Origin of the sequence: Roseovarius conchicola (assembly GCF_041403425.1) — a bacterium.
Lineage (GTDB): Bacteria > Pseudomonadota > Alphaproteobacteria > Rhodobacterales > Rhodobacteraceae > Roseovarius > Roseovarius conchicola.
Genome location: NZ_JBGEHK010000008.1, coordinates 16520 through 39756, shown reverse-complemented (window position 1 = coordinate 39756; position 23237 = coordinate 16520). Strand labels below are relative to the sequence as shown.

General features: G+C 54.5%; 20 protein-coding genes. 2 read left to right on the top strand and 18 right to left on the bottom strand.

Translation table 11 applies throughout. The features are described 5' to 3' along the window. Positions 1-125: 125 nt before the first annotated feature. The 9 genes from V6N02_RS18305 to V6N02_RS18265 form a co-directional block, all read right to left on the bottom strand. Positions 126-1541, bottom strand: a complete 1416-nt coding sequence (locus tag V6N02_RS18305) for an amidohydrolase family protein (protein WP_371227960.1) — start codon at positions 1539-1541, stop codon at positions 126-128. Then, positions 1538-2185, bottom strand: a complete 648-nt coding sequence (locus tag V6N02_RS18300) for an aspartate/glutamate racemase family protein (protein WP_371227958.1) — start codon at positions 2183-2185, stop codon at positions 1538-1540. Before V6N02_RS18300 ends, V6N02_RS18305 begins: the two co-directional genes overlap by 4 nt. Beyond that, complete coding sequence (gene hydA, locus V6N02_RS18295; protein WP_371227956.1) at positions 2182-3639, bottom strand: dihydropyrimidinase; 1458 nt, start codon at positions 3637-3639, stop codon at positions 2182-2184. Before hydA ends, V6N02_RS18300 begins: the two co-directional genes overlap by 4 nt. A 5-nt stretch (positions 3640-3644) precedes the next feature. Continuing rightward, positions 3645-4406, bottom strand: a complete 762-nt coding sequence (locus V6N02_RS18290; RefSeq protein WP_371227954.1) for a DUF1028 domain-containing protein — start codon at positions 4404-4406, stop codon at positions 3645-3647. Positions 4407-4424: 18 nt separating this feature from the next. Continuing rightward, complete coding sequence (locus V6N02_RS18285) at positions 4425-5225, bottom strand: ABC transporter permease (protein ID WP_371227952.1); 801 nt, start codon at positions 5223-5225, stop codon at positions 4425-4427. Further along, the gene (locus V6N02_RS18280) at positions 5225-6058 is read right to left on the bottom strand and encodes an ABC transporter permease (RefSeq protein WP_371227950.1); all 834 of its coding nucleotides are present in this window, start codon (positions 6056-6058) and stop codon (positions 5225-5227) included. Before V6N02_RS18280 ends, V6N02_RS18285 begins: the two co-directional genes overlap by 1 nt. Before the next feature lie 24 nt (positions 6059-6082). Further along, entirely contained in the window at positions 6083-7210 is a 1128-nt protein-coding gene (locus V6N02_RS18275; RefSeq protein ID WP_371227948.1) for an extracellular solute-binding protein, read from the bottom strand. A 96-nt stretch (positions 7211-7306) separates the two neighbouring features. After that, positions 7307-8377, bottom strand: a complete 1071-nt coding sequence (locus V6N02_RS18270) for an ABC transporter ATP-binding protein (RefSeq protein WP_371227946.1) — start codon at positions 8375-8377, stop codon at positions 7307-7309. Between the two features lie 110 nt (positions 8378-8487). After that, the gene (locus tag V6N02_RS18265) at positions 8488-9396 is read right to left on the bottom strand and encodes a LysR family transcriptional regulator (RefSeq protein WP_371227944.1); all 909 of its coding nucleotides are present in this window, start codon (positions 9394-9396) and stop codon (positions 8488-8490) included. A 99-nt stretch (positions 9397-9495) separates the two neighbouring features. Between V6N02_RS18265 and V6N02_RS18260 the strand changes: the two genes are divergently transcribed. Continuing rightward, positions 9496-10431: an N-carbamoyl-D-amino-acid hydrolase gene (locus tag V6N02_RS18260; protein WP_371227942.1), complete on the top strand. Its 936-nt coding sequence runs from the start codon at positions 9496-9498 to the stop codon at positions 10429-10431. Continuing rightward, on the top strand, positions 10428-11105 hold the full coding sequence (locus V6N02_RS18255; protein WP_371227940.1) for a DUF1028 domain-containing protein: 678 nt from the start codon (positions 10428-10430) through the stop codon (positions 11103-11105). Before V6N02_RS18260 ends, V6N02_RS18255 begins: the two co-directional genes overlap by 4 nt. A 325-nt stretch (positions 11106-11430) precedes the next feature. Here the strand turns inward: V6N02_RS18255 and V6N02_RS18250 are convergent, their stop codons facing one another. The 9 genes from V6N02_RS18250 to V6N02_RS18210 all read right to left on the bottom strand — a co-directional run bounded on the left by V6N02_RS18250 (position 11431) and on the right by V6N02_RS18210 (position 23175). Further along, positions 11431-12297, bottom strand: coding sequence for a polysaccharide deacetylase family protein (locus tag V6N02_RS18250; protein ID WP_371227938.1), 867 nt, complete (start codon positions 12295-12297; stop codon positions 11431-11433). Between the two features lie 121 nt (positions 12298-12418). Further along, a complete protein-coding gene (locus V6N02_RS18245; protein WP_371227936.1) occupies positions 12419-13078 on the bottom strand; it encodes an aspartate/glutamate racemase family protein in 660 nt (219 codons plus the stop codon). Position 13079: 1 nt separating this feature from the next. Continuing rightward, positions 13080-14858 (bottom strand): M28 family peptidase, encoded by a 1779-nt coding sequence (locus V6N02_RS18240; protein ID WP_371227934.1) that lies wholly within the window; start codon positions 14856-14858, stop codon positions 13080-13082. Beyond that, the gene (locus V6N02_RS18235; protein WP_371227932.1) at positions 14855-16018 is read right to left on the bottom strand and encodes a M20 family metallopeptidase; all 1164 of its coding nucleotides are present in this window, start codon (positions 16016-16018) and stop codon (positions 14855-14857) included. The genes V6N02_RS18240 and V6N02_RS18235 overlap by 4 nt, the downstream gene beginning before the upstream one ends. Further along, the gene (locus V6N02_RS18230; RefSeq protein ID WP_371227930.1) at positions 16015-17658 is read right to left on the bottom strand and encodes a M24 family metallopeptidase; all 1644 of its coding nucleotides are present in this window, start codon (positions 17656-17658) and stop codon (positions 16015-16017) included. Before V6N02_RS18230 ends, V6N02_RS18235 begins: the two co-directional genes overlap by 4 nt. Positions 17659-17786: 128 nt before the next feature. Beyond that, a complete protein-coding gene (locus V6N02_RS18225) occupies positions 17787-19637 on the bottom strand; it encodes a dipeptide ABC transporter ATP-binding protein (RefSeq protein ID WP_371227928.1) in 1851 nt (616 codons plus the stop codon). Positions 19638-19649: 12 nt separating this feature from the next. Further along, positions 19650-20540, bottom strand: a complete 891-nt coding sequence (locus V6N02_RS18220) for an ABC transporter permease (protein WP_371227927.1) — start codon at positions 20538-20540, stop codon at positions 19650-19652. Further along, positions 20473-21426 carry an ABC transporter permease gene (locus V6N02_RS18215; RefSeq protein ID WP_371227925.1) on the bottom strand — a complete coding sequence of 318 codons (954 nt, stop codon included), beginning with the start codon at positions 21424-21426 and terminating at the stop codon, positions 20473-20475. The genes V6N02_RS18220 and V6N02_RS18215 overlap by 68 nt, the downstream gene beginning before the upstream one ends. An 87-nt stretch (positions 21427-21513) precedes the next feature. Then, on the bottom strand, positions 21514-23175 hold the full coding sequence (locus tag V6N02_RS18210) for an ABC transporter substrate-binding protein (protein ID WP_371227923.1): 1662 nt from the start codon (positions 23173-23175) through the stop codon (positions 21514-21516). Between the last annotated feature and the right edge of the window lie 62 nt (positions 23176-23237).

Here is a 23237-nt window from a genome sequence, read left to right as displayed (position 1 = left end):
TCACAGTCGAGTCACAGAAAACTATCTTCTGCCAGCGGGAGTACGTGGAAAATCATGTTGGCCAGAAAACCGTCCTTGAACCACCGAAGCCTGAACGTGTCGGTCCAAAGCTAGGGTGGGGTACGTTATGCTTTCGACAATGCCGCGCGCGCTTCGGGAAGATCCCAGATTTTTTCAATCGCGGCGCAGCCCTCGGCTACAATGCGGGACTGATCCCCCAAACAGATCTCACCGCCTGAAACAAGCAAACGGCCATCGACAATCACGCTGTCAATCTGGGCCCGGTTTGCAAGCGATATCAGGGTACGGACCGGATCCATGTGGGGTTGCAAGTGCGGATGGGTCATGTCGACAACCGTTAGATCGGCCTTTGCGCCAGGTTTCAGGCGCCCGATGTCCGGCCTACCAACTGCCTTGCCGCCGGCCGAAGTCACGCTTTGCAGCAGCTTCGATGCAGAAGCAATTTCTGGATCGGCGGACGTTGTTTTGGAAATGATTGCGGCCGCGTTCAACTCTCCTAACAGATCCATGTTGTATCCGTCGGTGCCGACCATCGTGCGCAACCCTGCCTTTTCGAACCGGCCAAATGCCGCGGTTCTTGCGATGCGGACAAACACGCGGGGGCAAGACATGACGGTGACATCACGTTTGCGTAAAAGTGCCAGATCATTGTCCGAGCAGAACACACAATGCGCTGCCAAAAGATCCGGCCCAAGGACACCAAGCCAATCGAGGTATTCGGCCGGTGTCCTGCCGCCCCATCTCGCTTTGATTTTCTCGACCTCACTGGCACTTTGTGCTAAGTGCGTCGTGATGGGGACACCAAGATGCCGAGCACGTTCGACCGAGGCGCGCAGCAAATCCGGATCACAAGTGTCGGTCGCATGAGGGCTCATTGCAAGACCGATGCGTCCATTGTCCCGACCTTGCCAGGTTTCATAGAGGGCATTCCAAGCCTTAAGGTCGGCTGTGTTGTCCGATCCGTCCGAGGATTGCACATTATAGACAACTTCCCCATCTTCTGCACGGGGATCGGACGCCGAGAAGAGATATGGTGCCCCCCAAAAGCGAATGCCGAGTTCCAGGGCCGCAACAAACATCTCTGGAATACCGTTGCGGAACGGTTCCATCACCGACGTCGCACCACCCAGCAACAGTTGAACAATTCCCATGCGCGCAATCGCAAGGCGTTCTTGGGATGAGAGAATATCCAGACCAGACTTTGAGAGCGGCAACAGCACGGTATAAACGATACTTTTGTCCGCCTTAACACCACCGCCATCTTCCACATGGCTGCGTGCGATTGCTTCACTAAAACAATGGTTGTGCAAGTTCATCAGCCCTGGCAGCACAAAACGCCCCGGCGCATCAAGCACGACATCCGCGCCAATTGGCCGTGTATCGGAAATCGCGGCAACCCTATCGCCTTCTAGGATCACCCAATGATCGCGAATGACAGTTGGGATTTCAGAACGGCCATCCAGAACGTAGCTGCCGAAGACAGCCGTCGTTTTGTCGTTGCTTGGGAGCGAGTTAATCACACTGGTCTCCTGTTAGTTTGCTGGTTCCGCCGTCTAAGTGCGAGCTTTCCTGCCGCTTGGACTGGATCAATTACAGGAATACTGAGTTCCGCCTGAAGCCTCTCAGCAAGCGTCCCCATACCCGCACAACCGAGCACAATAGCTCCGGCGCCTTGTCGTTTAAGGTCACGCCCATTTGTCAGCATCTCCGGCCAGATAACATCTTGTCCTGAAGCTGCTGCGGAAACGTCGGGAAGCGGCAGCTCGGCCACAAGCCTATCCAGCAACCCCATTTTCGCAATGTTCTTTTGGTGCCGTGGAACAGCCTTAGACGAAAGCGCGATGATACCGTACCGTTCCGCGCGTTCAGTGGCCTCCAAAATAGATGCCTCCTGTGCTCCGGTTATCGGTTTTGTCAATTTTGCACGCGCTTGATCCAATCCCGGGTCGGAAAAACAGGCGATGATGAAACCGTCGCAATCCGAGGTTAGGGCGCGTGATAGAAACATGTTGCCAGCCAGATAGGCATCCTCGTCGGTTCGGATCGTCGCAGGGCCATCGACATTTAGCGTGACTTCGAAGTACTCACCCAGCGGTTTGAGTGAGTCAGCGATAGCCAGCGTGACCGTCATAGATGAGTTTGGATTGTAGACAAGAATACTCACGTTCGTAGGACCGTGCCGAAATTCTGCTCAGGATTGAATTCGGGCAGCACTACACCTGACCGACCGCGCGGTTCTATCGGTGCACGTTTGAAGAAGCGACCCTGCCCTGGAACAGCTTTTAATGTGCCGTGTTTTACGATGACGTTGCCGCGGTTCATTACCACTTCCGGGACGCCTGCCAGCTCTTGCCCTTCAAAGGGCGTATAGTCCATGTTGTCGTGCTGGTTTTCTAAAGTTACTCTGCGTCTAGTTTCAGGATTCCAGATCGCAATGTCAGCATCGCAACCCGGGGCGATGCGCCCTTTTGTTTTACAGCCAAAGGTGCGCGCAGCGTTTGTGGAACTTAGTGCAACAAACTGTTCAAGCGTTATGCGCCCCGAGACGACCCCCTCGGAGAAAAGCCAAGGCAGGCGGGCTGCGATCCCGGGCATGCCATTGGCAATCTTGGGATAGGGGGCATCCTTGCCATTGAGAAACTTACCGGTTTCGTCCGCGCGATAGGGCGCGTGATCTGAACTCACGCTTTCGAATGTGCCTTCGCACACGTGGTGCCATAGTGCGTCCTGTGTTTCTGCACCGCGTAGTGGCGGAGAACAGATGAACTTTGCGCCCTCCATCCCGGGTTTGTCGAGTGCTTGCCGCGTCAGTGCGAGATATTGTGGGCAGGTTTCGGCAAAAAGCTTTGCGCCTGCAAATTTCTCACGCCGGACAATCTCGGCACCGGCGGCGGTCGAAACATGCACAACAAAAAGTGGCGCATCGGCAAGTTTGGATAGCTGAATCGCGCGGTTAATCGCTTCCGCTTCCGCGAGTTCCGGGCGTGAAATAGCGTGGTAGCGCGGGGCTGTCAGGCCGCGATCCACCAACTGCCGATTCATCCATTTGACCATGTCATTGTTTTCTGCATGGACCATCGTGATCGCACCATGCTTCCGGGCGATGGTCAAAATATCCAGCATCCCTCCGTCGCCGATATTCATAAGATCATAGGTCATGAAAACCTTGAAGCTGGTGATGCCAGACTGGAACGCGTGGGGTAATTCTTCGCTTAAGACAGTTTCGGTCGGATCGGTGATGATGAGATGCCAGGAAAAGTCCAGTACGGAACTGGCGGCGCGCGCGCTGTACGTCGAGATCACATCTCCCACGGATTGTCCGCGATGTTGTGCGGCGAATGGAATGATTGTGGAATTTCCGCCAAACGCCGCTGATGTTGAGCCGCTTAAATAATCGTCGCTGGTCATAACCCCGGACGAGCTTTCCTGAGCGATATGGCAGTGTGCTTCAATACCTCCGGGCATAACAATCCGCCCGCCCGCGTCAATGCGTTGATTGCCATCAGGCAGCTTTTCAGCAATGGCCGCAATGCGGCCATCTTTGATCCCAATGTCTCCGAATGCCGTCCAGTCAGCAGTCGCAATCTGACCTGAGTGAATGACGGTGTCTAATTCCATATCAGCTACCCCGAGATGATCCAGTTTTGGTGTTGCTCGGCGGTCGGGAAGCGGTCGGATAGGCCCAGCTCTTCAATTCGCTGGATGCTAGCGTCAAAAAGCACTCTTTGCACTGGTACCGCATCAGGACTGAGAGCGACATCGCGCAAGCTTTTTTCGCGGCCCTTATAGGCTTCGAAAAGTGATCGCAGATCCTGAACTGCACGACCGTCAGACATGTCGATACGCAGGTCATAAGTAGCGATGCCATGCTCTCCTGTGACCTGAAGTGCAGCTGATCGCAGCACACCAACAACCTCGCCACCGGATTCTTCTCCTGCCTCAAGCGCACGCAGCAATTTTTCGGCTAGCGGCAGCTCTGAATCGGCAGCGAAGGCAGCAGCCATTGCATTGGTGACCCGATCATTATCAAGAATATTGCCCAGTGCAAGGCAGCCGGGCGCCGTGCAGTGGCTATAAATCGAATACATCCGCCGACCATGATAGACGGTGGATTTGCCGCGTGCATCTAATGCACCTAATTGCCGCCAGTCGATGTCTGGCGAGGAATCACAGACCTCCTGGATTGTGTCTTCTGCGCTCTGCCCCTTGGCCAAAAGAGCAATACCAATATCTCCGAGCCGACTGTCCGTACGATGTTGTGACAGAATTGCCCCTTTGCCATGAGCCAAACGAAGACATCTGTTACCCACGGCGAGATCAGAGGTAGTGATCGCGCCCCCAAAGGCTCCAGTGCGTTCACAATGACCGATGATGGAAAAAGTCATGCGTCGTATCCCCCATTTTTACTCATTTCCGGCGCGCGGCACCCATACTTTGCGTCCTCGCAGGCCAAACACGGTAACAAGCAGCGTGATCGCAACAAGGATTGTCGCGACGGCCGCGATCACGGGGTCGATTGATTCTTGTATACCATCCCAAATGACCTTCGGCAGGGTTTCCACCCGGCGCACGGTTAGGAACAGCACACCTACAACCTCGTCAAAACTCACAGTGAAGGCGAAGAGAGCGCCGGCAATCATACCCGGTCGAATTGAGGGTAGGATCACAGTCAGGATGGTTAGGGGCAATGAAGCCCCTAGGTTGCGCGCAGCCTGTGGAATTCGCCGGTCTAGGTTAGTTAGTGCTGCAAAAACCGATATTGTCACATATGGTAGCGCCAAGAGTGTATGCGCAAGGATAACGCCGAAGTGCGTATCGATCAAGCCTAGCACAACCCAGAACTTATAAAACCCCAACGACTGAACCACCGGCGGCACCAAAATGGGAACAATCATCACCCAACGCGCGATCATGGCTGCCCGGTCCGACAAAAACCAAACGCCGATACAAAAGAGTGTGCCCAGCATGGTTGAGACCGCCGCCACAAGTACACCAATCCATAGGCTTGTGAAGCTTGCGTGAAGCCACTTGGGGGAGCTGAGGAATGTTTCATAGTGCTGGGTCGACAACCCATCACGAGGAAGCCCAATGAATGCGGTGTCAGTAAATGATACGGGTATGACTATGAGAATGGGAAGAACAAGAAACGCCAACACCATCCAGCAGCCGGTAGAGAAAAAGATGCGCAGAGTTGACTTTGGCATTATTTGCGCTCCAGAAAGACTTTGCGTAGGTTTACGAAACGCCCGGCCATAATCAGCACAAGCGCCGTGGCTACCAGCAAAGCAGCCGACAACGAAGCAGCAAGCCCCCACCGTAGGAGTTCCTGAATCTGATAGGTGATGTATTCGGAAAGCATCATCACACGTCCGCCACCCAAGAGCGCCGGCGTGATGTAGAATCCAAGCGACAACACAAAGACCAAAAGGCCACCTGAAAACACGCCAGGAAGTGTTTGTGGGAAGTAGACCTCTCGAAAGGCACGCCACTCGCTCGCACCAAGGCCTCGGGCTGCCATCATGTGGCTTTGAGAAATTCCCCGCATATTGGCGAGCATTGGCAGGATGGCAAAGGGCAACATGACATGTACCATCGAGATCAGCACGCCAAGTTCGTTATGCATCAGACGGATCGGAGCCTCCGTCAGCCCCCATCCCGTCAAGGTATCGTTCACCAGCCCCGAACGGCCGAGCAGCACGATCCAGGCAAAAGACCGCACCAGGACAGAAACCCAAAAGGGCAGCAGCACTAGGCCAAGCATCAAAGGCCCCCAGCGGCCACCGTAAGTTGTGATCGCATAAGCGACGATGTAGCCCAAAAACAAACAGAAGACTGTGGTCAAGGCCGCAATGCGGAATGTGAGGACAAAACTCACCCTCACGGCATTGGAATCAAACATCCTAGCATAGTTCCCGAGGCCTGGTTCGGGTTCAGTTACAGAAACCCCGAAGATGTTCAGAACGGGCCAAATATAAAAGATGGTCATCAGCGCCAGCGCAGGTAGTGCAAGCATCCAATATCTTGACTTTTCGGACATTTTCGGGAGTTCCTTCTCGTCAAATCAGCCTATAAGCGCGTCGATATAGAGCTCTTCGGCATGGACTTGGTTTTTGCCGTACCACTCGTCCGAATAGATCACCATCCGGGCGACGTTTGCAGCATCAGCTGGGTTCCAAGCGGCCAGTTCGGATGGGACCATCGTGGCGGCCTCCGGGTTGATCGGCGCGTTGCCGATGGCTTTGAACCACTCAACTTGCAGATTAGCATCTTGCGTCATTGCGATGAAGTTCATGGCCGTTTTGGTGCCTGCAGGGTTGTTCACAGGCACAGCCCACATTCCCGGCTGCAAGACGCCGCCTTCAAAACTCAGTTGGAAAGTACCGGGCTCCATCTGATCCTTTAGCAGGAAGGCACGCGTTGACCAGATCTTGCCCATGGTTACCTCGCCTTGAAGGAAGAGGTTCTGGCTCTCGGAGCCCGAACCCCAGACGATGATGTTGTCGCGCAACTCGCGGAATTTCGCGATGGCAGCTTTGATACCCTCTTCGTCAAGGAAGCTGTAGACTTCCTCCCTCGGTATTCCCAAGGCTAAAACCGCGCTTTCCAATTGGCCGCGCACGGATTTGCGGAAAGTCCGCATGCCAGGGAATTGCTCTACATCCCAGACATCTGCCCAGTTCTGTGGCACACCATTTGGAAGCATTGTTGGGTTTGTGGCCAAACCATAGCCGAATAGGTAGTTTCCAACCGCGAAGGGAAGCGCTGTACCCTCCAGAACTTTAGTCGCATCCACAATGTCATAATCGATTGGCTGGATTATACCCGCCTTATTCATGACAATCGCAGACCCAGCGCCACTGTCCAGCACGTCCCAGACGACCGCACCGCTTTCGACCATAGCGCGCACTTTTCCCGGCGATGGACCTGCGCCATCGACGCGGAGTGGGATGCCCGTTTCTGCGGTGAACGCAGTGCCCAACACATCTGCAAGGATTTCAGAGGCCGCTCCGCCCCAGTTGCAAATTACGATTTCCGACGCTTGAGCATGAGCCCGGTTTCCAAGCATTGGCACCAGCCCCAGTGCGCCGAGCGCAGTCAGAAATCCACGCCGCGATAAGGTTCCCGCTTTGTATTTCTCAACTGCAATTTCAGCGAGATCGGTTTTGAATTGTTGATCCGTTGTCTCCATGGCTCTTTCTCCAAGTTGGTTAGGTTGGTTGCAGCCCTTGTTTTGTCGGACTTTTGTTATCTATCTTGGGCGTGCCATTGGCACGCGCCCCGGCTCTCAGACCTCGTCAATCGGTACGCATGCATTCCCATCCCAACCGAAACTAATTTCCAAATTGGTTTCCGGTGGTATTTCTGCATTCCAAGTCGTTTGCGAAATCAGGATTTCACCGAAAGCGTCGTGATCCACCAGGACGAGACAGCGTTCACCTAGATAGCTTACTTGCCGGATGCGACCGGTAAAACACTCGTGCCCCGGCAATCCCATTCGGATCCGTTCTGGTCGGATCGCGAGGCTAGTGTATCCGTCGAAACTGCTCCCGGGGTTTTGTGGGATATCAAAACTCTGCTCCGCAACTTTGGCTGTATATCTGCCGTTACCCTGGTTCTTTATGTTCGATGGGATGAAGTTTGACTTTCCAAGGAAGCTCGCAACGAACTTGTTTTTGGGAAAGTCGTAAAGCTCGTTTGGCAGGCCTTCCTGCTGAATGAAGCCGTCATTCAGGATTATGACCCGATCAGACATCGACATGGCTTCTTCCTGGTCATGGGTGACGTAGATAAACGTGACGCCCAACCTGTCATGCAGAGCTTTGAGTTCCCACTGCAGATCAGCACGGAGTTTTTTGTCTAGTGCTGAGAGCGGCTCGTCCAAAAGCAAGACGTCAGGCTTGAACGACAAGGCGCGCGCCAGTGCGATCCGCTGTTGTTGCCCACCTGAAAGTTGGTGCGGCATCCGGTCTGCAAAACCTGACATTTGCACCAAATCTAGGCATTCGCGCACGCGTTCAGTTCGTTTCGAAACCGGTACCTTTCGTACCCGAAGCGGGTAGCCGACATTTTCAGCCACGGTCATTGTTGGAAACAACGCATACCCTTGAAATACCATTGCAAAGTCGCGCTTTTCCGGCGGCAGCCGCGTAATATCTGACCCGCGCGCCTGAATCGATCCGCTTGTCAATGAGAGGAAACCAGCAATCGCGGACAGCAGCGTCGTCTTCCCAGAACCAGATGGGCCGAGTAGCGTTAGAAACTCTCCTTCGTGAATATCCAAGTCAATGTTGTCTAAAGCGCGGACTGATCCGTATGTTTTAACGGCTTTCCGTACCGATATGATTGGCTTCGACATTCTGCTGTATTCTCCACGAGATGCCGCAACAGAAATGCGGCACAGAGCCATCAAATCAGAGGCACTCTATTTGGAGAAATAAAAAATTTGACCTCTAGAATAATCTAAGATTATGTACTTTTGTCCGGATCGGCGTCAGTATCCAACGCATTCTGCAGAAACTGTTGGAACAGTCGAACCATTTGTGACGTTGGAAAGAGCTTGGATGTAGTTCCATATAACCTAACAGGGAGAGTGGGCTCGATCGGGCGGGAGATGATGCCGCCTCGAGCGGTGCCTTGTAGAGCAAAACTGTCCACCAAAGCGACACCAGCACCCGCAGAGACCAATTCCAAAGCAGTCGATGTGTGACGTACCTCGCAATCATAGCGGCGTTCGATGCCCTGTCTCGAAAATGCTTGATCGATCATCTGGCCCAGTGGCGTGGATGTTCCATAAGAGATGTGCTTAACATGGTTTAGGTCTACGAGCCTAACAAATCGCGCATGGGCCAAGTCATGATCTGTCGGCATGGCGCAAACCATTTGGCCTTCCGCCAAAGATTGAACATTTAATGCAGAATGCCGTGGCGGAGTAATTGAAAAACCCAGTTCCGAGCGACCGCTGACTAAGTATTGGATCACTTCGTCGACGCTGCCCAACTCAATGCTCGGCTTCAGTCTCGACTTTGTCTGCATGAAACGAGTTACTAACTCTGGCAGCAAAACATTTCCTATTGAAGGTGTTGCGACCAAGCTCAGCTGGCCGGTAGTGCCGCCCCGAATTTGTTGGACGATCCGGTCCATGCGCTTTTGCTGTGCAAAAAGATGCTGGGCTTCTTGGGCGATATGTAGGGCCTCTGGAGTTGGAGTCAGACGGCCCTTTTCACGGCGGAACAGTGAAAATCCAACCAAGTCCTCAATATGTCTGATCATATTCGAAACTGCGGGTTGGCTAACACCTAGTGCTTCCGCCGCACCAGATGTGGTTCCAAGCTCTACAACGGCGCAAAGCATCTCAAGTTGCCGCAAGCGGAGCATCAACAATAACCTTCTCTTATTTCATAGGCCTAAATTATTATTTCCCGCTGAAGGTCAACTTGTCTACACCTTTGAGTCTACCCATTATTGGAGGAACGAATGAGCCGAAATGTCGTGTTTGCGGTGGCACAGCTAGGTCCTATTCAGTTGGATGACACTCGCGAGGCGGTGGTCGGTCGACTCGTAAATCTATTGCGTGAGGCGAATGCGCGCGGCGCGCGTTGGGTCACGTTTCCGGAGTTAGCCTTAACCACCTTTTTTCCACGTTATCTGTATAACCATCCTGATGAATTTGACCGATTTTATGAGGAAAGCCTACCCTCGACAGCAACGCGACCTTTGTTTGATACCGCCCGCGAGTTGGGTATTGGCTTCTACTTAGGCTACGCAGAAAAGACATTGATTGATGGGCAAATCAGACGCTTCAATACATCGGTTCTTGTCTCACCGAGCGGAGATATCATTGGCAAGTACCGCAAGATCCATTTGCCCGGTACCAAAGATCCTATTGGTGACGCGGAATTTGAGCACCTAGAAAAACGCTATTTCGAAGTGGGAGATCTCGGTTTTCCGGTCTACAAATCAGATGTAGGGCGAATTGGGATGTGCATCTGCAACGATCGTCGCTGGCCTGAAACGTTTCGGGTAATGGCCCTTAAGGGTGCTGAAGTGTTCATGCTCGGGTATAATACCCCCACCCGTAACATTCACCACAGTGAACCAGTACACCTGCGTGAGCATCACCACCGTCTGAGCCTGGAATCAGCAGCGTATCAAAATGGGGCTTGGGTCATGGCAGCCGCAAAATGTGGCTCTGAGGACGGATTCACTATGATTGGAGGATCAGCTATCGTGGCTCCAACCGGAGAAACCGTTGCGCGTGCGGTGACTGAAGAAGACGAACTCATCACTTACAATTGTGACTTGAAACTCGGCGAGTACATTCGACGCTCAGTGTTCAACTTCGCAAAACACCGTCGGATCGAACATTATGGGCTGATCGCGACGCAGACCGGAGTAGAAATCGAAGAATGACTTATTCGCTTGCTGGGCGCTGCCCCGAGACGTGCCGCATCGGTTTCGCTGTCACTACCTCCTCCGTCGCCGTTGGAGCGCGTGTCGGTGCCGTGGGGCCCGGATGCGTGGTTTTCTCGCAGGCGCGTACAGACCCACGTCTGCACCGTATCGGGCTGCAAGCCTTTCAAGAAGGTGCCGACGCGGCCGAAGTGCTTCAGGCAATGCGAAGCGCAGCCCATGCCAATCATTGGCGCCAGCTTGGTGTGTTGACGCTTACGGGTGAAGGAATGCACTACACGGGCAGTTCCTGCCTCGATCATTCCGGCGGTCTCGTTGGGGCGGATTGCCTGGCAATCGGGAACTTTCTGGGAAGCGCTGAGGTGTTGCCGGAGATGGTTCATGGCTTCGAAGAGGCTTCCGGCACTCTTGAAAATAAGCTTCTCGCAGGAATTCTGTCAGGTGAAGCAGCGGGCAGCGAGCGCGACCCGCTGCAATCGGCATCGCTGGTCGTTATGGGCCCTGACGATTTGAAGGAGACAGACCTACGTATCGATGACTCCAAATGGCCACTTCAGGACATCGTATCTCTCTATGAAAATTGGGCCCTAAAGAGCGACGCCTACAAATTGCGTGCTATTGATCCAGATAGTGCACCGTCTTCCTCTGTGATCGAAACCAACGTTAACAAATAGGGTTTGGACCTATCGCGCTTTAGTACCGCACCGGGTTCTCATTTAAGCGGCCTGTCGTTCAAAAGCCAATGGGCTTTTCCAACGCAATGCTGAAAACCAAGCGCATCATGTTTTTGACGCTGACAAAGGGAACGGTGTTCAGATCTTGTTTCATTTCTACCATTTTCAGAAGCCTCGCGTCGGGCGGTCCATCACGGAGCGGCCCATAAGACTGGAACACAGTTCAACCATCAGGCGGACGGTCATGCTCTCGGCAGATTCACAATGCAGGAAGCGGCCCTTGAGTTGTGAGCTTTAACCTGAATATCTAACGCCGTCTGTGGTGTCAGCCAGACTTGGCCTCGCAAGATTCGTAATGACTGCAGATCTCAGCCCCCGTCGCGATCCAAGTGTTTCCGGTTGCGCGTACATGGGACAGAAACTGGTCCATGATGTTGATACGCATTGGTCTACCTGTCACCTGCGGGTGCATTACCATGGTTGTGACTCCGCCCCATTCGTGGGTTTGGTCGAACTCTTCTTTCCAAATGTCCAACACATGCTGACGCGGAAACATCGGGCGGGGGCTGGTGCGATGAGTTAAGCCATAAGTCCAGTCGTCGAATGACAGATTCACGGGAATTTCGACAGGACCGGGACCGCTGGCCAGCAGGTGGCGATAGGGACGAATGTCATCTCGGAACGAACTTGAGTACCGAATGCTGCGTGACTTGAGAAGCTCCATATTTTCAGGACTGGTTTCGCCCCAAGGGGCACGATAGCCGACCGGGGTGACCCCTAACACGCGCTTCATCACTTCGAGACCGCGATCCATCTCTTCTTCCAATGTTGCTTGATCGGCGGTATCCGGCCTCAGATGCAGATACCCGTGATGGGCGATTTCATGCCCGTCATTCAGGATTGTTTCGCAGGTCGTTGGGTGAGCTTCAATCGACCATCCGGTGATAAAAAAGGTTGCCCGGACTTCGTGGCGGCGCAGCACTTCTAAGATCTTCGGAATCCCGACGCGGGCCTCATAGCCGCCGTAAGAGGTGGTCACCAGCCGTCGCTGGTTTTCTGGGTCAGCTCCCAGCCAGACGGATTCACTGTCTACATCGAATGCTGGAAAGACGGCGGATTGCGCACCGTCGGGCCAGAGGTATTCTGGCGCAGGTTCGGCGGCGTTTGCGGGTTTAGCTACAATATGAGTCATATTATCCTCCGGTAGTTATTTATCAAAGAGTTTGTCCAGCCCGACGAGAATTGGGATTGCAAAGGCGACAACCACACCGAAAATGATCAGTTCAATTGTCATGCCCATGATCGCCGGGTCCTCAACACTTTGACTGGGCCATGGCTTGCGTTAGTGCCACCAGCGCAGCGGCTTGCGTAGGATCAACAACAGGCAAACTGGTTTTCATTTGCAAATTGCCTGCATATTGCGCCAGACCTGCGCCAGCAAAAAGAACGACGTCGACACCCTCATCCACCATTTCCTGCACCCGCCTAATGAGCGTTTCATTGACGAGGTCGTGATGTTGAAGATCTCCATAATCGAGCCCAAGATCCCGATGCCCTCCATGGCGCATAGTCAGACCAAGATGCCGGACCTGACGCTTGACCTTCTTGGCGCCACCTTTCGAGACTGAGATTGTACCGATCTGATCTCCAAGCATCATCGCAGCGGCAAAACCGGCCTCACCAATGCCTATCACCGGTTTGTCGGTCAACTGGCGTGCGGCGAAGACACCCGGGTCCGAAAAACATGCCACGACATAGGCGCTTGCGGTTTCATCCTCAGCAATATGGCGCGCAACTACAGGGGAAGCCCTGTCACTGTCGGCCGCAGTGGAAATGCCACGGGGTCCATCAGCAAGCGTCAGGCACCGAAACGCAGGCATCAATGGCCCCCGGCACCAAGCGAGGCTTTGGCCAATCGCTTTGGTGATCCCTGTGTCTGTACGGCTTGATGGATTTAGGATTTGAATTTCCATCTCAGCCGTCCTCCGTTTCGCCATTTTCTACGGTCGCAAAAAGATTTCGCGCGTCCACGGCTGCGTTATGGGCTAGCTCAAAAGCATCTGTCAGTTGGTGGCGCAGTTGAATCAGTTTTGTCCACAACAGACGTTCTTCCATGCTTCCCGGTGTTGTCGCTTCGTACTCCGCCAGGCAGGCCAACAAAGGCACAGGTTGCAGCAGTGTGCTGGAACCGTAGGAATCCTGACCATATTTGCCCAAAGCAGCGCTTGTCAGAAACGTCAGCTGGCGTGCAATGCGGCGTGCAGCGCGATCCGCGATTAATCGCGGGGCCGTCGGCAGATCAGTCTGCATCAGAACAGAATCGAGCCAGGCTATCTCAGGCTCCAGGCGAGCGATGTCGAAGAACACGACCTCAAGACCGGATTTCTGCGTGCTGTTCGTTAAGGCCGATTCGAACCGGATTTTCATATCAGCGAGACGATCAGCGAAGCGATAGGGGAGGGTCTGTTCTGTTAGGAAGCAGCTTAGTGCTGCGGAGTTCCATTCCAAGTCTCCAGCCAGTGCTGCCGGATCAACCTCTTCGAGAGTGTCAAAACCTGTGTGGTTGTACCACCCCAATGTCGCGCCGTTGTGCTCACGGATCACCTCGGCAGAGAACATGTGTCGTCCTGTGATGGCGGGAACCCCCACGCCGAAGAACGATTGGTCGCCAACCCGACGCAAAGGCGTTACCGAACGTGGCAGGCGTTCCGCATAGACCTCATCCGTGACAGCGTGTGCCAATGCCTGCAGTTCGGGGCTACAATTGACGTGGAATACGCTTGTGTTGCGCATCCCAACGCTGTCGACATTGAGGTAACCGACTGCGTCACGGTTGATTTTTTCCCAGTGACTGTCAACAAACCAAGTGCTGCCAGCCGCTTCGGCAACTTCGTGGCCGTTCCAGCAGCAGAAGACGGCTGAGCGTGTCAGCTTGTCTTTTTGCGCCGCAAAGGCGCGCGCCATTTCCAAAATGACAGACATGCCAGCGATATTGTCGGTGACGCCGGGGTTCCAACTGTCGACATGGGCTGAGACCACCATGAACTGGTCTCGTTGAGGCGCGGTCTCAGGGGCATCCAGCCATGCCACAGGTTGGTGGAGCCTGCGCCATTCGCGATGGGCGGTCAGACGCAGGTAGAGTGTGACCGTCCCCTCAGCCATCAGGCCACGCAGGCGGAGGCCATCTGCGCGCGAGATGCTGACCCCAGGGATCAGAGGCATTTCGACCACGCTTTCCGGGGTTGGATTGCCCCAAACCGATTTCAGGCCGCGCCAGGGAATTTCTGTGCTGTTGTCTCGCCCCCAGTTCATCAAGAGGATCGCAGCAGCCCCGTTTGCAGCCGCGATCCGTGCCTTTTCCGGAGTGGCCGGCGCATAGGAGACTTCGGCCAGCACAATCTTGCCGCGCACGTCTTTGCCTTCGTAGTCTTCGGTCCCTCCCGGTCCAACATCAACAAGTTCGACGGTAAGGCCGGCGTCAGGGGTGGGTTCAACGTGAAGGCAGGGCAGGGAGGCGATGTCTTCGCCATCAATTCCACCAAGTTTCACACAGGATGTGCCGATGTCGCTGTCATAGGTTTCAAATGGCTGCAATTCCGCGCGTAGCCCGTAGTCTTTCATCCGCTCGACAACGTAACGCGCGGCCTCCAAGTCCTGACCGTCGCCGCTTTTTCGGTTGGGGAAATGCTGCTGCATATGCGTGACATGCGTCATCACGTTTTCAATGGAGACATCTGGACGGAACTGGGTCATCTGGGGATCTCTTTGAGTGGAGACTGAGGAACAAGGGTAGATCGCGCGAAATGCATCAGCACGGGGGGCACCTGGATCAGGCTGTCGAGTTCGACATATTCGTCATCCGAATGCATATTGCCGCCACGCGGCCCAAAGAGCAGCGTGGGAATGCCAGCGCGACCACAGAGGATATTCGCATCCGAAACCCCTTTGCCAATTTCAGGCCGCGGCGCGCTGCCAAGCACGGTTTTCGCGCTCTCAGTAAAAGTCGTGACAAGTGGATGGTCTCCGGCTAGCAGGTAGCCGTCATATTGCGGTGACCGCGCGCTGACAGTGAAGGTTGCGGGTGAGTTTAGTGACTGCGCCAGACCTTCGATCTGCGCAATACCGTCATCGACGGTCTCATCCGGACCAAAGTGCCAGTTGATCCGAAAGCTGCACTGATCTGGGATCGAGATCGTGTAGCTGCCATTGCCTGCGCTGATCCCAAAGACGCAGTGGCTGGGCCGGAAGGCCCCAGAGGCCGGGCGCTCGAAATCCGCCAGCAAGGCCAGCAGCCGACCCGCCTCGCAGATGGCGTTCACACCCTGCCAAGGGCGCGAGGCATGGCCTGCGCGGCCGGTGACCTCGACATCAATATTGACCTTGCCCATGGCGCCGATGGTGACGTCATCGAAATGGGGTTCGCACATCAGTGCGGCGTCGATCTGTTCCAGGCCGAACACATGCGCTTCGGCCCCGCGTGAGAAAGCCTCTTCATCGGCAAGCGATGCAAAGATGACCCTGCCATGCCACTCTGAACGCGCGGCGTGCAAATTTCGCGCCACCAACATGGTACAGGCCAAGCCGCCCTTCATGTCCATCGTTCCGCGCCCATAGAGGCAGCGATCACGCGCAATCGCATCATAGGGGTCGTGGCTCCAGCCCGACCCCGTCGAAACGGTGTCGCTATGGCCGCCAATCCAAAGCGTCGGGCCGCCGGGTTGGCCTTCGATTTTTGTGACCACATTGAACAGGCCATCTTTGGCAGGCTCGCGTTCACAGGTGATCCCGTGGGAGGAAAACCAATCCAAGATGAAGGTCTGAACGTCGTGTTCATCGCCGGAGTGGCTTTGAATACGCACCAGATCCGAAGTCAATTTGATCAACTCGGTTTCCGTGATCTCTGGGTCCGTCATTCCTTCTCCTCATGGGTGAAGGGCACTGTTTTGTCTGACGCGACATAGTACCCGTCTTCGACGGCTAAAAGGATGTCGCCAATGGGCCAAACATATTCGACACAGCCCAGCATACCCTCTTCAACAAGTTTGGAATTGTTGGGCAGGAAGTAGACCGATGAGATCGTTTGGCGTTGTAGCGTATGGCCGCAATCGCGGCTGTATCCATCGACGCCGCAGCCATCGGGCAGCAACCCGGCAGCGCGCAATTCAGACTCCAGCGCGGCCAGGCATTTTAATCCCTCAGCATACACGTCCGCGCCGGTCATCCCCGGGCGGATGCGCGGTATCAGGTCTTTGACCAATGAGCGACGCATCAGATCATGCATTTGTGCCAGATTGGGATCGGTGCAGATTGTCCGGGCAATATCCGAGACGCCGCGCACACATCCGGCAGCATCCTTCAGGAAAATTCCCATATCAAATTTGATCGTCACATCCTGATCCGTGACAATTGCGTCTGAGGCGGTTGCGGGCAAATGGGTCCGCGCGCCTGAGTGCACGATGTCAAAACACCGCTCATCCCGGCCTTCGAACCCCATCGCCGAAAGGTAGCGGCGCGCACCGATCCGGTGGGCGCCTACAAGGTCTCTCTCACTCATACCGTTCCTGCCATGCCGCCCAAAGGCGCGCCGGGCTGCGGCGATACCTTCCAGCATTGCATTGCCCGCAACGATGAAATAAATCAGGTCCTCACCTGCGCGGAGGTCCTGAAACCGGCACAGGATTTCATCGCCCCCACACAGATCAAGGCCCGCGCTGGTCAGTTCCGACCAACGCCCGATGCTCATGTCGTTTTTCTGCACAGCCACAGTGCCCTTGCCGAGCAGAAGGTCTGCCAGGGGACGCGCAGGCACTTCCGCGCGAAAATCGCTGCGGGGGAGCTGTTTCGGCGCAGCAATCAAGATGTCATCGCCAGAGACCCAAATGGCGATCAACCCCAACTGGCGGTTCATCTCTGCAGGCAGGCCCGAGAACATCTCGACCTCATGCGGGGCCGTGATCATGACCGCTCCGACGCCCACTTCCTCGACAAGCCAGTCAAGTGCGGCGTAGCCTTCGATGGGTCGCAGCAAGGCAGCCGCGAGAGGATTTCCATGGGGCATCTTCGCGATCAAATCCTGCAACCTTTCAGCGTCTGCATCCCTCGTATGCCGCCATTGCGCGACAATCTCTGACTTGGATTTGCGATGTAAAACCAGATCCTGAGACGGGCTGAACCCGGAAAGGCTGACCTTGGCAAAATCGGCAAGGTCTTGAAAGCGGGCCACCGGCAGATCGGGGTCACATAGCACTTCTCTGTCTCCGACCACCTTGTGCAAGGTCGCGCCAAATCCAAGGCAGGCCCGGGTGCCATCCACGTCATCCCAGCGGAAATAGCGGCCATAGGTGGCGACGTCGATGTCACCCGGCAAAGCTTGGGCGGCATCGCTGTCAGAGTCAGAAATCACGATGGTTTCTGCATCATCGACGGACAGAAGCACCGGCGTTACGAGACGTGGGGCACCTCGGAATATACCGGGATAGGTCAGACGGTCCCAGAATTCTAGACCAAAGCGAGCAATCAGTTTGTTGGGGTCAGATAGGAGTGTGACGGTCATAAGTCGCTCCAACACAGGTAAGCGGACCGCGTGCCGAAGCGGGTGATTGGCATATGACGGATGTGAGCGTCTTGGTACGTGTTGGTACCAGTCTTGAATGCGTGCTTCATAGCGGGTTCCAATTCTGGCTAAAGGTTTTCAAGGGAAGACAGTTCCTGATACGGCACGTGGCAGTGAACAGTCTGACCGCTACTGAATTTGACTGGAGGCGGGGCTTTCTGATCGCAAACGTCGCCAACTTTTCTCGGACATCTGGTGGCAAATGCGCATCCCGACGGCGGGGAAAGCCGACTGGGAAGATTCCCTGCAATCGCAACCGGTTTCTGCGTCAGGGCCAGCTTGGGTGGCAAAGCTGACTTCACCAAAATCTCAGTATAGGGATGGTAGGGGGCCCGAATGGACACATCGCTGAGCGTCCGTTCGTCGACGATATCGCCAAAATACATTGTATAGATGCGGTCGGCGAATGTTCGGACCAGATTGATGTCATGCGTAATGAACAGATAGGAAGTATTGAACTCTGACTGCAGTTCGGTCAGCAGCCCCATGATCGATTCCTGAACAGTCACGTCCAATCCGGATGTGATCTCATCGCAGATCACAAGTTTGGGGTTTGTGATGAAGGCCCGCGCAATAGCCACTCGCTGCTTTTGACCGCCTGAGAGTTGGTGGCTGTATCTCGACAACAGCTCTGTGGGGAGTTTCACCAGTTCGACGATCTGTTCCACCCTGGATCGAATTTCATCCTTGGATAGATCACCCTGCAGAGTAAGAGGCCTGCCGATAAGTTGCTTTACCGGAATACGTGGATTGAGCGACAAGTCAGGGTGCTGAAACACCATCTGAACATCGCGCCGATAGCTTTGATCGAACGGCTTTGTGGCGGTGTAGGTATTGCGGTCAAAAATCACTTCGCCAAAATAGCCGTTTAGTCCGACAAGGGCTCGGGCAATCGTTGATTTGCCACATCCACTTTCGCCAATCAAAGCCACGGATTCGCCGGAACCGACTTTGATATTGATCTCTTTTACTGCGTTGATTTCAAAGCGTCTGGCCCAACTCAGAAATCCGGATTTTGAATTCACGGCGTAGCGAACGCCTAGATTGTTTGTTTGCAAAAGAACGCCTTCGCTCGGTGGCGATTTAGTGCCTTTCGTGTCGACGTGCCGCTCTTTTTGCGGCAAGGAAGGATCAGGATTTGGGACGCTCTCCAGAAGTTTCTGCGTGTATGTCTCTTTGGGCTGATTCACGATTTCGCTGACGGGTCCGGATTCCACAACTTCTCCCCGAAACATGACGTAGGCACGATTGGCGATTTGCGCCATGATTCCAAGATCGTGCGTAATATAGAGCAGGGCGACACCGAGATCGCGTTGAAGGTCTTTGAGCAGCGAGACGAGACCGGCTGCGGTTGTGACATCCAATGCCGTGGTCGGCTCATCCATGATCAACAGCTTCGGGTTGGTTGAAATGGCCGATGCGATGAGCGCGCGCTGCTTTTCGCCACCTGAAAGCTGATGCGGATACTTGCGCATGACAGTCGCGGGATCCGGTAGCCTGACCTTCTCTAACAGCGAGGCAGCGCGTTTCGTGATCTCTTGTGGTGCATAAACGGCCCCATGAGCACGTATCGTTTCCTCGATCTGCTCTCCAATTGTTAGCGTCGGATTGAATGAGGTTGCGGGATCCTGAAACACCATGGATATTTCGGATCCGCGCAGCCCACGAAGCTTGTTTCTGGACAGGGTAGACAGGTCTTGGCCCTGAAAGGTAATCCGGCCATTGGCCTGCCTGCCGTTTTCAGCCAAGTATTGCATGGTGGCGAAGGCAAGGGTACTTTTGCCACTGCCGCTTTCGCCGACGATTGCAACAGCCTCGCCTTCTTCGATGTGCAAATTGATGCCTCGGAGGGCCGTCAAAGTACCTGTGTCGGTTTCGAACTCGATCGTTAGGTCTTGGATTTCTAGTAGCTTTATCATCCCTGAGAATCCTTAGTGATGCGATCTGGGGTTGAGGACATCCCGAAGGCCGTCACCAAGCAGATTAAAACCGATCGACACAATCGCGATTCCGAGGCCAGGCCAAATGACGAGCCAAGGGTTGCGGAAAAGATATTGACGCGCTTCGGAGACCATCAATCCCCAATCCGATGCTGGCGGCTGAGCGCCCAGACCAAGATAGGAGAGCGTTGCCCCGAGCATGATCGCGAAGGAAATGCGAATGGTGCCTTCAACAATCACTGGCGCGATTACGTTTGGTGTCACTTCCCGAAAGACGATGTACGCGGTTGTATCGCCGCGCGCCATTGCAGCCTTCACATAGTCCAACTGCTTCACGCTTAACGTCGTGCTTCGCGCGACCCGTGCGATACTTGGCGCAAAGGCTATGGCGATGGCCAGAATGGCGTTTTCGGTCGAAACGCCGATGGCGATCACAATGAGCATGGAAAGCAGCAAATTTGGGATGGCGACGAACGCGTCGACGATCCGCATGACGATTTCATCAACCCATCCGCCAAGATATCCAGAGGTGATGCCAATGGCCGAGCCGACCGCTGTGCCAATGGCCGTCGCAAGGATGCCAAATCCAATGGTAGCGCGCGCACCCACTAGAATGCGTGACAGGATGTCCCGACCAAATTCATCCGTGCCCAGCCAGAAGGTGGCATTGGGGCCGAGCAACCTTTGGGAAGAATGGAATTCTTCGGGGTCAAAGGGTGTGATATAGGGGCCAAAGCAGAATAGGAACAGGTTGAACGCGGTGGCGATAAGCCCGGCTTTTCCGATGGGATGTTTCCAGAGTCTTTTGATTATCTTAATCATATTGCACCCTTGGATCGAGCCTTGCGTAAAGAATATCTGCGGTAAGATTGGCGAGAGCATAGACCGCGGCGATGAACAGAGCAGTGCCTTGGATTAGCGGGAGATCCCGGTTCTGGATCGCGAAAATCATCATGCGTCCAACCCCCGGATAGGCGAAAATCTCTTCGATCACGAGCACACCGCCGAGCAAATACCCGATGTCCAGCGCAATGATTGTGATGGCGGGGAGCAGGCTGTTTCGTAGCGCGTGTTTGTAGACAACCTGCCGTCTCGACAAACCCTTCAAGACCGCGGTTCGAACGTAGTCCGAGGCCAGGGCGTCGACCATTTCAGACCGCACTAGTCGTGAGATGTGAGCCATGAGAATAAAGGTCAGCGACAGCGCGGGCAGGAAGAGGTGGCGGAGCGCTTCTCCAACCCCGTCTTCACTGAACGATGCGTAGCCGCCCGCCGGGAATATGCCCAACGCCGGACCCGCGAGAAAGGCCAGCAGCAGGCTTGCTGTAATAAATTCTGGCAGCGCGATGCCGAGATATGAGAAGAAGCTGACGATCAGATCCCCGATCTTGCCGCGCTTCGTGGCTGCAAAGACGCCCATGGGAATGGCAATTACGATGACGATGGACAGCGCCAGCAGCGCCAGAATGATCGAACGGCCAATCGCAACCGATAGGGCATCCCACACAGGTTTCTGCAGGGATGTCGATTGGCCAAAATCACCGGTGACAACGCCCCCCAGCCAGGATACGTAGCGCGAGAACGGGCTTTCGTTCAGCCCAAGCCGCTCCCTTACCGCTGCAAGGTCCTCTTCTGTTGCGAACTCTCCAAGAACCATTGTGGCGGCATCGCCGGGCAGGAAATTCACAATCGCAAAAATGATGAAGGAGGCTAGGAAAACGACAACAATTGTCGTCCAGATTCTCCGCATCAGATAGTTCAGGCTCATACCGTTCTCACATCCAATGAATTGCCGTCGCGCATTGTCCCGCGCGCCGCTTGCCGCGCGCGGGACGTTAAGCAGAAGACGATAATATCAGGTTTTGCGACCCGGTGCTTCGTCCGTCAGCCAACTGCGCTCTAGACGATGCGAGTACTGCAACGGATGCATTTCAAAGTTTTCGACATGTTTCCAATGTGCGGCCAGATAATCCTGATAGAATGGGATGATGTAGGGCACGTCGCGGTTGGTGAGTTCCTGAATCTGGCGGAACAACTCTTTGCGTTCATCAGGGTCCACCGTTTGCTGCACGCGATCAACGAGTTCATCGAATTCAGCATTGTTCCATGCGGTGTCTCCCCAAGGAGCATCAGATTTCAACAGAGCCGTATATCGCGCGTCCATTGTAGGTTTCATGCTCCAAGCAGCCACATATGCTGTTTCTTTCTTCCAGACTTTATCTAGGTATTCATCATATGGAACGCGGCGCACCTCGATGTTGAACCCGGCTGGTTTTGCCATCTCTTTGATGGCCAGGGCCACCTTCATACGTTCCGCAGGGCGATCTGCTGTGTAAATCGTCAGAGAAACGCCGTCAGCATGGCCGGCTTCAGCCATAAGGGCCTTTGCCTTTTCAATATCGCGCTTGGGTTTTTCTGGCTGGTGGTAATAGGGGTAGTCATCCGAAAGGATGTTGTCATAGGCGAGCCTGCCATAACCATCGAGAACGATGTCGATCATGGCTTGCCTGTCCAGCGTGTACCGCAGCGCCTGGCGCACTTTCACGTTGTCAAACGGTGCGCGGTCAAAGCGCATAACCAGTCCGAACCAGCGGGCGGTCGATTGGCGACGCGTTGCAATTTTGGGGTTCTGCGACAAAAGGTTGAAGTTTGCATTGTCGACAATGATCATCGCGTCGACTTCTTTGTTTTGGAAAGCCAACACTTCCGCATTTAAGTCGGGATAATGCAGCAGGTGTACTGCACCCACCTTCGGATAGGCAGAGTCCCAGTAATCCGCGTTCGGCATAAACTCGATCTTTCGATCTAGATCGAATTCACCAAGTTTGAATGGCCCGGATCCGTCGGCGGCATTGTATAGTCCTTCAACGCCTTCTGCTTCCAGAATACGGGCAGGAACGATTTTCATCCGCGGATCACCCAGAGTGACTGGCATATCTGCATATGGTGCCCTTGCGACGACCTTGACGGTTTTTTCGTCGATCACTTCAACGGCCGAAATCGGGCCAATCGCTGTACGTGAGCCGGAGCCGGTCTTTTCATCAAGAACAGCTTCAATCGAGGCTTTCACATCGGCCGCAGTCACCGGTGCCCCAGAATGGAAGCTTGCGTCCCGAAGTTTGAAGGTGAATTCGGTTGCCTCTGGGTTAGCGCTCCAGCTTTCAGCCAAATCCGGCGCAGCTTGTAGGTTTTCGTCGACGCGTGTCAGACCAGAGTACAGAAGCTCCGCGATCAGGTAGCCGGTGTGGTTAAGGCTGTTAAAGGGCGATAGTTCTTTCGGGCGGTTTTGGATACTGACGCGCAGTACTCCGCCCTTTGCGGCATCTGCTGCCATGGCGCGAAGTGGAAACGTGCCGGCAGCACCTGCAAGTACTACCGACGACCCCATGAGCTTTAGCGCGTCGCGCCGAAGAAAGGTTTTTGAATACGACATATATATTCCCCTGTTTTCTGCTGGACGGTATTCTTCTTTGGTGATGCCGGGATGGTAGTCTTTTTGTCCCGAAAAATGCAACAAAAAAATAAGAAAGGTGTACTTTGTTGCATTTATCAGTACTTAGCGTATGCTATGCTTAACGG